This window comes from Brevundimonas sp. UBA5713 (assembly GCF_002419815.1).
In the GTDB taxonomy this organism is placed as follows: Bacteria; Pseudomonadota; Alphaproteobacteria; order Caulobacterales; family Caulobacteraceae; genus Brevundimonas.
In genome coordinates this window covers 14,134-27,963 of the sequence record NZ_DIGV01000036.1, presented here as the reverse complement: position 1 = coordinate 27,963, position 13,830 = coordinate 14,134, and the positions used below count along the sequence as shown (strand labels likewise).

Sequence of the window (13,830 nt, the reverse complement as noted above, 5' to 3'; positions counted from 1 at the left end):
GACACCGAGCCGTGTCGGGTCGGGAGGTCCCGAAGGGCCGACGACCGCGGCTAGCTTAAAAGGCCGCGTCGGGTCGAAAAGGCGGAGCCTTTTGATCGCGGCCAAATCATCAGGGCCGCGTCGGGTCGGGAGGTCCCGAAGGGCCGACGACCGCGGTCCGGATCTAAAGCTCCGGGATCGACTGCTTGAGGCGTCCGCCCACGCGGATGGGCTCGATGCGCTTGGCGAGGCCCGTGCGGTCGTCGGTTTCGACGAAGACGCCGCAGACGGTAGCGGGACCATGCGCCGGCGCATAGCGACCGCCCGACAGGCGGGTGGTGAAGCGGCGCAGCGGCTCTTCTTTTTCGTTGCCGATCACGGAGTCATAGTCGCAGCAACCACCGGCGTCGGTCTGGAAGGCGGTGCCGTGCGGCAGGATTTGCGCGTCGGCGGTCGGGACGTGGGTATGTGTGCCCACCACCAGCGAGGCGCGGCCGTCGCAGAAATGGCCCATGGCCATTTTTTCGGACGTCACCTCGGCATGGATGTCGACGATGACGGCATCGGCCACAACGCCCAGAGGCGCGGCATCCAGTTCGCGCTCGACGGCGCTGAACGGATCGTCCATCGGGTCCATGTGCACACGGCCCAGCACATTGATGACCAGCACCCGCATACCGTCCGGCGTGACGAAGACGTCAGCGCCGCGACCGGGAGCATCCATCAGGCGCGGATAGTTAGCCGGACGGATCAGGCGCGGTTCGCGCACGATATAGGTCAGGGCCTCGCGCTGGTCCCACGAATGGTTGCCCAGTGTGATGACATCCGCACCGGCGGCGTAGATTTCATTGGCCGTGTTCTCGGTAATGCCGAAACCGCCTGCGGCGTTTTCACCATTCACGACCACGAAGTCGAGTTTCAGGTCGCGGCGAAGGTTCGGCAGATGGTCTGCCAGACCATCACGTCCGCTCTTGCCGATGACGTCGCCGAAAAATGCCAGTCTCATTGGAAATACTGCCTCATGTGAAGGCTCTATACCCGTTCTCGGTCAGAACGCCATGCAGACGTATGTCATGCGCCTCTGTCGGCAGGGGTTCGACCTCCTGGGCAGCAAAGGCCAGACCCACGCGGATCGCCTGCGGCAGAACGGCCAAGGTACGGTCATAGTGCCCCCCGCCCTGCCCCAACCGATAGCCACGGGCGTCAAAGGCTACCAGCGGCGCGATCACCAGATCGGGTACCACCTCGCTGTTCAACTCCAACGGCGCGGGGCATCCGGCCATATCGTCTTCCAGCGGATCGCCCGGCGTCCAGACGCGGAACACCATGGGCTGATCGCGCGCCACCACCACCGGCAGGCAGAGGGTGCGCCCTTGATCGAGGAGGATCTGCGCCAGTGCCTGCGTCGGCATCTCGGCCCCGATGGCGTGATACAGGGCCACCACCTGCCCCTCGGGCAAGGCCGCAGCATGTGCGCACAGGGCGGCCACTGTGTCGGGCCGGATCATATCCTTGCGCAGGGCGCGCAGACGGGCGCGGATGTCGCTCTTGTCCATACAAGGCCTATGACAGCCTTGGGCCCAATACAAAACCCCGCCTGCAAGCAGACGGGGGTTAGGTTGGCGGCGCCACAAGAACCGTGGGGCGATGAATCCTCTCGAACCTGAAAGACAGGTGGGCGCCATATACTCAGGCCCTCGGGCCCATGCAGGGACAGCTCCCTTCGAGATGATTAAGGCCGGGAGGAATGTTGTCCCCGACGAGGGCCGCAGCAAGACCCGCCAAGGCCCTAGATAGGGCCGCGCTGCCGTCTTCTCAAGAGGGAATAGATTAGGCCGCGCGGGTAGCGGCGGCGATCAGGTCTTCCAGATCAAGCTGGCCCTCATCCACATCGGTTCCGGCAACCAGACGCGGGCGCGGACGCGGTCGATGCGTCCCGCGCGGATCATAGCTGGGCTGGGAGTCCAGCCAGTCCAGCAGGTCCAACTGGCGCTCGTCACGCCGTCGCGCGCCCTTGCGGACACGCGGGCGTGTCGTCTTGCGACGAGGTTTGGGTGGCGATGCGGAAAGGGGGCGTATCAGCTAAAAGCTTTGCGCCAGCTTCTCCAGACGGGTGGCGACGGCGTTCAGGGCCTCGGCCACGCCTTCATTGTTCTGGGGCGGCGGATTGGCCGTGACCACCTGAACCTGACGGCCCTTCTTGGCCTCGGCCAGTTCATCGGCCAGCATCAATGCGCCCATCAGGAACAGGTTGAGATCACCCACCTGCCCCACTTGCTCGGCCACAGACTGGACCTTGCTGTTGAACTGTTCCGCCAGAAGTTTGACGCGTTCTTCCTGACCGTCGGCGCACCCGACCGGATAGGGCCTTCCGTTCACTTCGACGGTAACTGTGGCCATTAACGGGACTCCACGGTGGACTCTTTACCCTCAGCGTCAACGGACTCATCCGTTTGCTGTTCCAATACTTCTCGCACAGCCTGTGCCGCAGCGGCCAGCGCTTCGGCGGCTTCCTGCCCTGCGGCTTCCAGATCGGCAATACGGGCTTGATCGGATGCACTGGATGGCAGGGGGGCGAAAAGGTCATCATCAGGCGCAGCCGCGCCCGATGCCGCCCGCGCCTTCAGCGCGAACAGTTTGAGTTCGATTTCATTCAAGGCCCGATCAATACGGGCCTTGGCAGCAGTCAATGCGTCCATGACCGTCCTTTCGTCACGATTCGCTATAGAACCTCTCGGCGCGTCGGGGTAAAGCGGCGCCAATCCCATTTCTCTGTTCTGAAAAAGGCTTTGCCGTGACAGACGCCCTCTCCATCTTCACCAAACCCTCTCCGCAGATGATGGCGAACGCCATCCGCGTACTGGCCATGGATGGGGTTGAAAAGGCCAAGAGCGGCCACCCCGGCATGCCCATGGGTATGGCCGATGTGGCCACTGTCCTATTCTCCAAGTTTTTGAAGTTCGACGCCAGCCGTCCTGACTGGGCCGACCGCGACCGCTTCATTCTGTCGGCCGGCCACGGCTCCATGCTGCTGTACGCCCTGCTGCACCTGACCGGTTACAAGCAAGCCACGCGTGAACAGCTGGAAAACTTCCGTCAGTGGGGATCGAAGACCGCAGGCCACCCCGAGTACGGCCATCTGGAAGGCGTCGAGGTCACCACCGGCCCGCTTGGTCAAGGTCTGGCCCACTCGGTCGGTTTCGCCATGGCCGAGCGTCACCTGAACGCGCGCTTTGGTGATGATCTGGTTGATCACCGCACCTGGGTGATCGCCGGTGACGGCTGCCTGATGGAAGGCATCTCGCAAGAAGCCATCGCCCTGGCTGGCCGTCTGCAGCTGAACAAGCTGTGCGTGCTGTGGGACGATAACGCCATCACCATCGACGGTTCGGTCGCCCTGTCGGACGCGACTGACCAGCTGGCCCGCTTCAAGGCATCGGGCTGGGCGGTCAAGGCCATTGATGGCCACGACCACGGCCAGATCAAGAAGGCGCTGGCTTGGGCCACCAAGCAGGACAAGCCGACCCTGATCGCCTGCAAGACCAAGATCGGCAAGGGCGCTGCCACCATGGAGGGCAGCCACAAGACCCACGGTGCCGCCCTGGGCGCGACCGAAATCGCCGCCACCCGTCAGGCCATGGGCTGGACCGCAGAGCCGTTCCACATTCCGGCCGAGCTGGACAAGGCATGGAAAAACGTCGGCAAGGCCGGTGCCAAACACCGCAAGGCCTGGGAAGCGCGCCTGCTGAGCCACAATCTGCGCGACGACTTCACCCGCGCCATGGCTGGCGATCTGCCCAATGGTGCCTTCGCCGAACTGGAAGCCAAGCTGAAGGCACTGGTGGCCGACAAGCCCGCCATGGCCACGCGCCAGTCGTCGGGTGAAGCCCTGTCGACCGTGTTCGAAACCATTCCGGAACTGGTTGGCGGCTCGGCCGACCTGACCGGCTCGAACAACACCTTCGTCAGCAATACCCAGATCATGGATGCCCCGACCTATCACGGTCGCTATGTAAACTATGGCATCCGCGAGTTCGGCATGGCCGCCGCCATGAACGGCATGGCCCTCCACGGCGGTGTCATTCCGTACGGCGGCACCTTCATGGTGTTCTCGGACTATAGCCGTCCGGCTATCCGTCTGGCGGCCCTGATGGGTATTCGCGTGGTGCACGTCCTGACCCATGACTCCATCGGTCTGGGCGAAGACGGCCCGACCCACCAGCCGGTCGAGCATCTGGCGGCCCTGCGCGCCATCCCGAACCTGCTGGTCTTCCGTCCGGCAGACACGGTGGAAGCGCTAGAGTGCTGGCAGGTCGCCCTGCAGAACAAGACCGCCCCGTCGGCCATGTGCCTGTCGCGCCAGAAGACTCCGGCTGTCCGTACCACGGACGCGGGAGAGAACCTGTCGCGCAAGGGTGCCTATGAGCTGAAGGCCGCAGATGGTGCAGCCAAGGTCAGCCTGTTCGCCACCGGCACCGAAGTGGCTATCGCTCTGGACGCCGCCGCCAAGCTGGAAGCCGAAGGCATCGCCACCCGCGTGGTGTCGGTCCCGTCGTTCGAGCTGTTTGCCCAACAGCCGAAGGCCTATCAGGACGCGGTCATCGCGCGCGGCACTGTCCGTATCGCGGTCGAAGCCGGTCTGGAGCAAGGTTGGTCGAAGTTTATCGGCGAAGACGGCGGCTTTGTCGGCATGACCGGCTTCGGTGCCTCGGCTCCGGCGGAAGTGCTCTACAAGGAATTCGGCATCACCGCCGACGCTGTGGTCGAACAGGCCAAGCAGCGCCTGTAATCAGGCGCAAGGGGTGACGCCCCCCCTGATCCGTAGTGATATGGCGGCCTCGTCAAAGGAGGCCGCCATGTTACGGATACTCACGCTCGCTGCCTGTCTGGTTATCGCTCCGGCCAGCGCATTGGCGCAGACCGTAGAACCAGCCCCGCCCTCCCCCGCACCGACATCCGCTGTAACCATCACCATCACCCTTGCGTCGGATGTGATGGATAAGGTGCGCGAGGTGAATGTGCTGTTGCCGCGTGGCTATGAAACCGGTTCACAGCGCTATCCGGTTATCTATTTACTGGATGGCGGCGTATCTCAGGACTGGCCGAACTATAGCGCCCGCATCCGCGAGGCCATGGACAGTGGAACGGTACGCCCCGCCATCCTCGTGGGCATTGCCACCGAAGACCGCCAGAATGAACTGACCGCACGCTCGACCGACCGCCGGATCATTCGCCAGTGGCCCAACCACGGACAGTCAGAGCGTTTTCGCCGCTATATTGAAGCAGAGGTGAAGCCCGCCATCGAGAGCCGTTATCGCACCAATGGCGATGATGCAGTGATCGGAGAATCCGCAGCGGCGCTGTTTATCGTCGAAGCCTTCCTGCGCCAGCCGACCTTGTTTGACCGCTATCTGGCCGTCAGTCCCAGCCTGTGGTGGGACCGCGAAAGCCTTTCCAAAAATGCATCAGCACTGTTGGCGGCGCACCCTGAGGGGGATCGCCAACTTCTGCTGACCATTGGCGATGAAGGCGGGCAAATGCAGTCCGGTATGGACCGTCTGGTTCAGGCTTTGCGAAATAACCCACCAAAGGGGCTGGTGTGGGAATACGAACCGCGCCATTCGGAGACCCATTCTACCGTCTTTGCAGCCTCGGCGATTGATTTCCTTAGCCGGGCCTATCCCGTTCAGGAGCCTGTTTTACCGTGACCCACCCCTTCCGTCTTGGCACCCCGCTTTCGGACAGCGCCGTGCGCGTCATGCTGTTGGGTTCGGGCGAACTGGGCAAGGAAGTGGCGATCGAGCTACAGCGCCTTGGTGCGGAGGTGGTCGCTGTGGATCGCTATGCCAACGCCCCCGCCATGCAGGTGGCGCACCGCAGCCACGTCATCCCGATGACCGATCCGCAGGTTCTCAACGGCCTGATCATGGCCGAGGCCCCGCACATCATCGTGCCGGAGATCGAAGCCATCGCCACCGACGCGCTGGCCTTTATCGAAGAGGCGGGTCTGGCCAAGGTGGTGCCGACGGCCCGCGCCACCCAGCTGACCATGAACCGCGAGGGCATCCGTCGTCTGGCCGCCGAAGAACTGGGCCTGCCGACCAGCCCCTATGCCTTTGCCGGCAGCGCCGAGGAACTGGCGGCGGGGGCCCAAAAGGTCGGCTTCCCCTGCTTCGTGAAGCCGGTCATGTCGTCGTCAGGCAAGGGCCAGTCCTATGTCGAGAGCGCCGACCAGATCGAGGCCGCATGGAACTATGCCGAGGAATCCGGCCGTGTGGCCGGCGGTCAGGTTATCGTCGAAGGCCGCATCGATTTCGACTTCGAGATCACCCTGCTGACCGTGCGTTCGCGCGGGGCGGACGGTGAGACCGTTACCTCGTTCTGCGCCCCTATCGGCCACCGTCAGGTCAAGGGCGACTATGTTGAAAGCTGGCAACCGCAGGCCATGAGCGAGGCCGCGCTGGCGTCCGCACAGGACATTGCCGCCAAGGTCACGGCGGCTCTGGGCGGCTGGGGCGTGTTCGGCGTCGAACTGTTCGTGAAGGGCGATCAGGTCTGGTTCTCGGAGGTCTCCCCTCGCCCGCACGATACAGGTCTGGTCACGCTGGGCAGCCAAGCCCAGAGCGAGTTTGCCCTACATGCCCGCGCCATTCTGGGCCTGCCGGTTGACGTGACCCAGCGCGAGCCCGCGGCCAGCGCCGTCATCTATGGCGGCATGGAAGCGGCGGGCATTGCTTTTGAGGGCGTGGCAGAGGCTTTGGCCGTGCCGACCGCAGAGCTGCGTCTATTCGGCAAGCCGGAAAGCTATGAGCGTCGCCGTATGGGCGTGGCCATTGCACGGGGTCGCGACACCGACGAAGCCCGTGCCCGCGCCTCCGAGGCCGCTAAAAAGGTTAGGCCCGTCAAAGCTTAAGATCAGCGATCTACGACCTTAGTCGTGCAGCCGAATACCGACGGTTGCGCGACGCCCCCTTTGGGGTTCAGTCTCCCGGCAAAGACCGTCTGTTAGGGCGGCGCGGGAGGATCAGTCTTGGGTAAGTTAAAAACCGCCCTGATATTCGGGGCCATCGCCATTATCGGCGCGATTTCCATCGCGGTGCTGGCCCTGCACAAGGGTGAAAGCATCAGCGCCGTCTGGATGGTGACCGCCGCCCTGTGCGTCTATGTCATCGCCTATCGGTTCTATGCCAAGTTTCTGGCGTGGCGCGTTCTGCAACTGAACGCCCGGAGGCCGACGCCTGCCGTACGGCACAATGACGGGCTGGACTATGTGCCGACGCCCAAGAATGTGCTGTTCGGCCACCACTTTGCGGCGATTGCGGGCGCAGGCCCCCTCGTCGGTCCGGTGCTGGCGGCGCAGATGGGCTATCTGCCCGGCATGCTCTGGATCCTGATCGGCGTGGTCATCGCCGGTGCGGTTCAGGACATGTTGGTGCTTTTCATGTCGACCCGCCGCGACGGCAAGTCGCTGGGCGACATGGTGCGCACCGAAATGGGGCCCATCCCCGGCATTATCGCGCAGGTCGGCGTGCTGATGATCATGGTCATCATTCTGGCCGTGCTGGCGCTGGTGGTCGTGAAGGCGCTAGCCGAAAGTCCTTGGGGCACCTTTACCGTCGCCGCCACCATTCCCATCGCTATCTTCATGGGGCTGTACAGCCGGTATCTGCGCCCGGGACGTGTGGGTGAAGTGTCCGCCATCGGCGTGGTCCTGCTGATCGGGTCGATCATTCTGGGCGGTCAGGTGGCCTATCACCCATTCTGGGGTCCGGCTTTCACCTTCTCGGGGACCACGCTGGCGATCGCCATGATGGTCTACGGATTTGTCGCTGCCGTTATTCCGGTGTGGCTGTTGCTGGCCCCGCGTGACTATCTGTCGACCTTCCTGAAAATCGGCGCGATTGCCGCGCTGGCTGTGGGCATTCTGATTGTCCGCCCCGATCTGCAAATGCCCGCCATCACCCAGTTTATCGATGGCTCGGGTCCGGTGTTCTCGGGTGCCCTGTTCCCCTTCCTGTTTATCACCATCGCCTGCGGTGCGGTTTCGGGTTTCCACGCGCTGATTTCGTCGGGCACCACGCCCAAGCTGCTGGAAAACGAGAACCAGATTCCGATGATCGGATACGGGGCCATGCTGTGCGAAAGCTTCGTGGCCGTGATGGCCCTGATCGCAGCCTCCGTGCTCGATCCGGCGGTCTATTTCGTGATGAACAGCCCTGCTGCAGTTATCGGCACCGATGTGACCTCTGCCGCTGCGGCAGTGGCCCAATGGGGTTTCCACATCACGCCCGAAGCGCTGGATCAGTTGGCCAAGGACGTAGGTGAGCACTCTATCCTGTCACGCGCAGGCGGTGCGCCGACACTGGCTGTCGGCATGGCGCACATCCTGTCCAGCGTGATTGGTGGTCAGGCGATGATGAGCTTCTGGTACCACTTCGCCATTCTGTTCGAGGCCCTGTTCATCCTGACAACGGTCGATGCGGGCACCCGCGTTTGCCGCTTCATGATCCAGGACCTGCTGGGCGTGGCCGTGCCCAAGATGCGCAATACGCAAAGCTGGACCGGCAATGTTATCGCTACGGCGCTGACGGTCGGTCTGTGGGGTTATTTCCTGTATGCAGGTGTGGTTGATCCGCTGGGCGGCATCAACAGCCTATGGCCGCTGTTCGGCATCGCCAACCAGATGCTGGCGGCGATTGCCCTGATGCTGGGCACGGTCGTGCTGTTCAAGATGAAGCGGCAGCGGTTCGCGTGGGTCACTCTGGTGCCGGCGGCGTGGCTGCTGGTCTGTACCCTGACGGCAGGCTTGCAGAAGCTGTTCCATCCGGATGTGCGGGTCGGCTTCCTTGCCCATGCGCGCCAGTATCAGGATGCCATGGCGGCAGGCGAAATCCTCGCTCCGGCCAAATCCGTCGCCGACATGCAGCACATCATCTTCAATGACTATGTGAACTCGGCACTGACGGCAGGCTTCCTGTTCGTGGTGGTGACCATTCTGGTCTACGCCATCGGGGCTTGCCGCAAGGCACTGGCCAATCCGCAACCGACGGCGGTCGAAATCCCGTCCGAGGCGGAACTGGCACAGGAGGCCCCAGCCCGTGCTTAAGACCCGCCTGCCAGAAGCGCTGTGCGACTGCCGCGACATGCTGACCCGATGGGGCAAGGATGCACGGCGGACCGCCAGCCTGATGATCGGACAGCCGGACTATGAGGCCTATGTGGCCCACGCCCGCGCCACCCATCCGGATCAACAGCCGATGGACCGAACCGCCTTCTTCCGTCTGCACGAAGCGCGACGTTTCGGCGCGGGCGGCGGTTTCAAATGCTGCTGATTCTCTAAAACCCGAACCCGGTCCGGCCCTGCTGGATCGGGTTCACTGATTTTTGGGCGAAATTTCGTTCCTGTAACTGATGTTCGCTATCTGTGAGCGCCCAAGACTTGCAAGTCTGCGCTCATCGTCCCATTGAGACGCCAAACTTTCGTCGTTCCTGACTTGGAGATCCAACCATGACCGTTCGCGTCGCCATTAACGGCTTTGGCCGTATCGGCCGTCTTGTTCTTCGCTCGATCGTCGAGCATGGCCGTAAGGACATCGAGGTCGTGGCGATCAACGACCTGGGTCCGGTTGAGACCAACGCCCACCTGCTGCGCTATGACTCGGTTCACGGCCGTTTCCCGGGCACCATCACCTCGGGTGAAGACTGGATCGACGTCGGCTACGGCAAGATCAAGGTCACCGCAGAGCGTGACCCGTCCAAGCTGCCGCACGCCGAACTGAACGTCGACATCGCGTTCGAGTGCACCGGCATCTTCACCTCGAAGGAAAAGGCTTCGGCCCACCTGACCGCAGGTGCCAAGCGCGTGCTGGTTTCGGCTCCGGCTGACAATGCCGACAAGACCATCGTCTTCGGCGTGAACCACGAAACCCTGACCGCAGACGACATCGTCGTCTCGAACGCTTCGTGCACCACCAACTGCCTGGCCCCGATCGCCAAGGTTCTGAACGAACTGGTCGGCATCGAGCGTGGCTACATGACCACCATCCACGCCTACACCGGTGACCAGCCGACCCTCGACACCATGCACAAGGACCCGTACCGCGGTCGCGCTGCTTCGCTGTCGATGATCCCGACCTCGACCGGCGCTGCAAAGGCTGTGGGTCTGGTTCTGCCGGAACTGAAGGGCAAGCTGGACGGCTCGTCGATCCGCGTCCCGACCCCGAACGTCTCGGTCGTTGACCTGAAGATCGTTGCCGGTCGCGCTACCACCAAGGAAGAAGTCAACGCTGCTCTGGAAGCCGCAGCCAACGGCGCAATGAAGGGTGTTCTGTTCACCTCGAACGATCCGCTGGTGTCGATCGACCTGAACCACCACAACGCCTCGTCGACCGCTGCCCTGCCGCAGACCCAGGTCATCGACGGCACCCTGGTTCGCGTGCTGAGCTGGTACGACAACGAGTGGGGCTTCGCCACCCGCATGTCGGACACCGCCCTGCAAATGGCCAAGTTCCTCTGATCCGGTCGCGGGTCATGACGGCCCGCCCCTGAACAGAATGACTATCCATGAAGGGCTCCCTCCATCCGGCAGGGAGCCCTTCTTTCAAACCTAACGGCCTTACGTCCCTTATTCCGGCCAAAAGATCAGATTGATCCCATGACCTTCCGCACTCTCGACGACGCCAAAGACCTTTCCGGCAAAACCGCCCTCGTCCGCGTGGACTTTAACGTTCCGATGGAGAACGGCGCAGTTACTGACGACACCCGCCTGCGCGTGGCCCTGCCGACCATCAACAAGCTGCGTGAAGCCGGTGCCAAGGTGGCCCTGCTGGCCCACTTCGACCGTCCCAAGGGCGAGCGCGTGCCATCCATGAGCCTGCTGCCGGTTGTCGCACCGCTGGAAGCCCTGCTGGGCGCGCCGGTGCGTTTCGCAGAAGACTGCATCGGTGATGCCGCCAAGACCGCGCTGGCCGATACCGATGCTGGCGGCGTGGTGCTGCTGGAGAACGTGCGCTTCCACAAGGGCGAGGAAAAGAACGACGCGGACTTCGCCAAGGCTCTGGCCGAAATCGGCGACATCTACGTCAACGACGCCTTCTCGGCGGCCCACCGCGCCCACGCTTCGACCGAAGCCGTCGCCCGCATCCTTCCGGCATACGCTGGTGAGTCCATGCGTCGCGAACTGGAAGCTCTGGACAAGGCTCTGGGTACGCCAGTCAAGCCGGTGATCGGCATTGTCGGCGGTGCCAAGGTTTCGACCAAGCTGGACCTGCTGAAGAACCTTGTCGCCAAGCTGGACTACCTCGCCATCGGCGGCGGCATGGCCAACACCTTCCTGCACGCCCAAGGCGTCGATGTTGGCGGCTCGCTGTGCGAGAAGGACCTTGCCGACACCGCGCGCGAGATCATGGAAGAAGCCCGCCAAAAGGGCTGCGAACTGCTGCTGCCGGTTGATGTGGTTGTGGCCAAGGGCGTCAAGCCGGGTATCGAGCACGGCGTTCGCGCGCTGGACCGTATCGCCGCTGATGACCTGATCCTCGACGCCGGACCTGAAACCGTAGCTCGCCTCACCCGCGCCATGGGCCTGTCCAAGACCCTGATCTGGAACGGCCCGCTGGGCGTGTTCGAAGTGCCGCCGTTCGACGCCGCGACCGTGGCCGCTGCCAAGGAAGCCGCTTCGCTGGCGACCGCTGGCAAGCTGACCGCCGTGGCCGGTGGCGGTGACACCGTCGCCGCTCTGAACCACGCGGGCGTCGTCGACGACATGACCTTCGTATCGACCGCTGGCGGTGCCTTCCTCGAGTGGATGGAAGGCAAGGAACTGCCGGGCGTCGAAGCCCTGCGCGCCTGATCAGGAATACGGGCGGACACCGCGTGTGTCCGCCCTTTTGCTTATAGCCCGTATAACGTGACTTCACGGCCAAGCCGCTGTAAGTCCAAAGACAAAGACACCGTTTCTGGAGACCTCTGATGGCACGCATCACCCTGCGCCAGCTGCTCGATCACGCCGCTGAAAACGACTACGGCCTGCCCGCCTACAACATCAACAATATGGAGCAGGGTCTGGCCATCATGGAGGCCGCCGACGCCGTGAATGCGCCGGTCATCATCCAGGCCTCGCGCGGTGCCCGCTCCTATGCCAACGACGTGGTTCTGGCCCGCCTGATCGACGCACTGGTCGAACTGTATCCGCACATTCCGGTCTGTATGCACCAGGACCACGGCAATGGTCCGGCGACCTGCGCTACCGCCATCCAGTATGGCTTCACCTCGGTGATGATGGACGGCTCGCTGGAAGAAGACGCCAAGACCCCGGCATCGTACGAATACAACGTCGACGTCACGCGCCGCGTCACCGAAATGGCCCACTCGTGCGGCGTTTCGGTTGAAGGCGAACTGGGCGTGCTGGGCTCGCTGGAAACCGGCATGGGCGAGGCCGAAGACGGCCACGGGTTTGAGGGCAAGCTGGACCACTCGGCCCTGCTGACCGATCCGGACCAGGCCGTCGAATTCGTGAAGGCCACCAAGGTCGATGCTCTGGCTATCGCCATGGGCACCTCGCACGGCGCCTACAAATTCACCCGTCAGCCGGACGGTGAAGTGCTGGCCATGAACGTGATCGAAGAGATCCACCGTCGCCTGCCGAACACCCACCTTGTGATGCACGGCTCCTCGTCGGTGCCGCAGGACCTGCAGGACATCATCAATGCCTATGGTGGCCAGATGCCGCAAACCTGGGGCGTGCCGGTCGAAGAAATCCAGCGCGGCATCAAGAACGGCGTGCGCAAGGTGAACATCGACACCGACAACCGCATGGCCATGACCGGCGCTATCCGCAAGCTGCTGACCGAGAAGCCGCACGAGTTCGACCCGCGCGCCTATCTGAAGCCGGCCAAGGAAGCCATGCGCAAGCTGTGCCAAGAACGTTACCTGCAGTTCGGTTGCGAGGGCATGGCCGACAAGATCAAGCCGCTGTCCACCGCCCAGATGGCCAAGCGCTATGCTTCCGGCGCGCTGGATCCGCAGATCGGGTAATCGTCCCGCCAAAGCTAGCTATCAAAATCCTCGTCGGTCTCCGGCGAGGATTTTTTCTTGGCCGGGTCACAAGCTTTGCCATACCGCGTAGTAATACTCAGTATTTTACACGAGTATACAATTCAACATCGTGAACAATCATAACATTCATCAGCATACTGGGAACCTATTCGTATAGCGTTGCTTTCCGGATCAGAAATCGTCTCGTTTCTTGGGTCTGGGAGTAAGTTATGAACATCACACAAAAGCAGGCTCTGCTCTGTGCCGTGGCGTCAGTCGCGCTGGTCAGCGCTTTTGACGTGCAAGCCCGACAGCAAGTCGGCACGACCAATGGCGCTGAATCTATCGCTCTGGGTGCCAATAGCGTCGCGAACGGTGATCGCGCCAGTGCAGTGGGCGATGGAGCCACTGCTGACGGTGCCGACAGCACTGCGGTCGGCGCACGCGCCAAAGCCACCACAAACGGCACGGCATTAGGCTCCGATACGGAAGCCACCGGCAGCGGTTCCACAGCGATTGGTTATAACACGACGGCTAGCGGCGTTAGTTCGATTGCCATTGGCCTGGCTTCATCGGCCACCGCCCAGTCCGCCGTCGCTATCGGTAACGGTGCCGCGGCGTCGGGCCAGAATGGCGTGGCTCTAGGCCTAAATGCCCAAGCCCACGCGACCAATGCCGTCTCTATCGGACCGAGCGCAGGTCGTGATTCAGCTGTCACTTCCGGTGTATTCATCGGCTGGCAGCGGGCTCCAGTGCAACGGGCGAGAAAACAGTTGGTATCGGCAACAGCGCCGGTGCAAACTCGCAAGGCGTCCTGAA

General features: G+C 62.9%; 14 protein-coding genes and 1 other RNA gene. 9 read left to right on the top strand and 6 right to left on the bottom strand.

Annotation, left to right across the window (positions count from 1 at the left end):
- Positions 1–163 precede the first annotated feature (163 nt).
- The 6 genes from B3B04_RS08940 to B3B04_RS08915 form a co-directional block, all read right to left on the bottom strand.
- Positions 164–985, bottom strand: a complete 822-nt coding sequence (locus tag B3B04_RS08940; protein ID WP_292042064.1) for a TIGR00282 family metallophosphoesterase — start codon at positions 983–985, stop codon at positions 164–166.
- A 13-nt stretch (positions 986–998) separates the two neighbouring features.
- Positions 999–1,535 (bottom strand): 5-formyltetrahydrofolate cyclo-ligase, encoded by a 537-nt coding sequence (locus B3B04_RS08935; protein WP_292042063.1) that lies wholly within the window; start codon positions 1,533–1,535, stop codon positions 999–1,001.
- Positions 1,536–1,600: 65 nt separating this feature from the next.
- Positions 1,601–1,757, bottom strand: a non-coding RNA gene (gene ssrS, locus B3B04_RS08930) — 6S RNA.
- A gap of 52 nt (positions 1,758–1,809) precedes the next feature.
- Positions 1,810–1,965 (bottom strand): hypothetical protein, encoded by a 156-nt coding sequence (locus tag B3B04_RS08925; RefSeq protein WP_292042061.1) that lies wholly within the window; start codon positions 1,963–1,965, stop codon positions 1,810–1,812.
- Between the two features lie 96 nt (positions 1,966–2,061).
- Positions 2,062–2,379 carry a cell division protein ZapA gene (locus B3B04_RS08920; RefSeq protein ID WP_292042060.1) on the bottom strand — a complete coding sequence of 106 codons (318 nt, stop codon included), beginning with the start codon at positions 2,377–2,379 and terminating at the stop codon, positions 2,062–2,064.
- On the bottom strand, positions 2,379–2,678 hold the full coding sequence (locus B3B04_RS08915) for a hypothetical protein (protein WP_292042059.1): 300 nt from the start codon (positions 2,676–2,678) through the stop codon (positions 2,379–2,381). The genes B3B04_RS08920 and B3B04_RS08915 overlap by 1 nt, the downstream gene beginning before the upstream one ends.
- Before the next feature lie 140 nt (positions 2,679–2,818).
- On the opposite strand from B3B04_RS08915, the gene tkt reads away from it, so the two are divergent.
- The 9 genes from tkt to B3B04_RS08870 all read left to right on the top strand — a co-directional run bounded on the left by tkt (position 2,819) and on the right by B3B04_RS08870 (position 13,829).
- The gene (gene tkt / locus B3B04_RS08910) at positions 2,819–4,768 is read left to right on the top strand and encodes a transketolase (protein ID WP_292042126.1); all 1,950 of its coding nucleotides are present in this window, start codon (positions 2,819–2,821) and stop codon (positions 4,766–4,768) included.
- Between the two features lie 67 nt (positions 4,769–4,835).
- Positions 4,836–5,687: an alpha/beta hydrolase gene (locus B3B04_RS08905; protein WP_292042058.1), complete on the top strand. Its 852-nt coding sequence runs from the start codon at positions 4,836–4,838 to the stop codon at positions 5,685–5,687.
- Complete coding sequence (gene purT / locus B3B04_RS08900; protein ID WP_292042056.1) at positions 5,684–6,892, top strand: formate-dependent phosphoribosylglycinamide formyltransferase; 1,209 nt, start codon at positions 5,684–5,686, stop codon at positions 6,890–6,892. Before B3B04_RS08905 ends, purT begins: the two co-directional genes overlap by 4 nt.
- A gap of 117 nt (positions 6,893–7,009) precedes the next feature.
- The gene (locus tag B3B04_RS08895) at positions 7,010–9,085 is read left to right on the top strand and encodes a carbon starvation CstA family protein (protein ID WP_292042055.1); all 2,076 of its coding nucleotides are present in this window, start codon (positions 7,010–7,012) and stop codon (positions 9,083–9,085) included.
- Positions 9,078–9,311, top strand: coding sequence for a YbdD/YjiX family protein (locus tag B3B04_RS08890; RefSeq protein WP_349679366.1), 234 nt, complete (start codon positions 9,078–9,080; stop codon positions 9,309–9,311). The genes B3B04_RS08895 and B3B04_RS08890 overlap by 8 nt, the downstream gene beginning before the upstream one ends.
- 176 nt (positions 9,312–9,487) lie before the next feature.
- Positions 9,488–10,495 (top strand): type I glyceraldehyde-3-phosphate dehydrogenase, encoded by a 1,008-nt coding sequence (gap, locus tag B3B04_RS08885; protein ID WP_292042054.1) that lies wholly within the window; start codon positions 9,488–9,490, stop codon positions 10,493–10,495.
- 138 nt (positions 10,496–10,633) lie between these two features.
- Positions 10,634–11,827: a phosphoglycerate kinase gene (locus B3B04_RS08880; RefSeq protein ID WP_292042052.1), complete on the top strand. Its 1,194-nt coding sequence runs from the start codon at positions 10,634–10,636 to the stop codon at positions 11,825–11,827.
- 119 nt (positions 11,828–11,946) lie between these two features.
- A complete protein-coding gene (gene fba, locus B3B04_RS08875; protein WP_292042051.1) occupies positions 11,947–13,011 on the top strand; it encodes a class II fructose-bisphosphate aldolase in 1,065 nt (354 codons plus the stop codon).
- 230 nt (positions 13,012–13,241) lie between these two features.
- A complete protein-coding gene (locus tag B3B04_RS08870) occupies positions 13,242–13,829 on the top strand; it encodes a hypothetical protein (RefSeq protein ID WP_292042050.1) in 588 nt (195 codons plus the stop codon).
- Position 13,830: the final 1 nt, after the last annotated feature.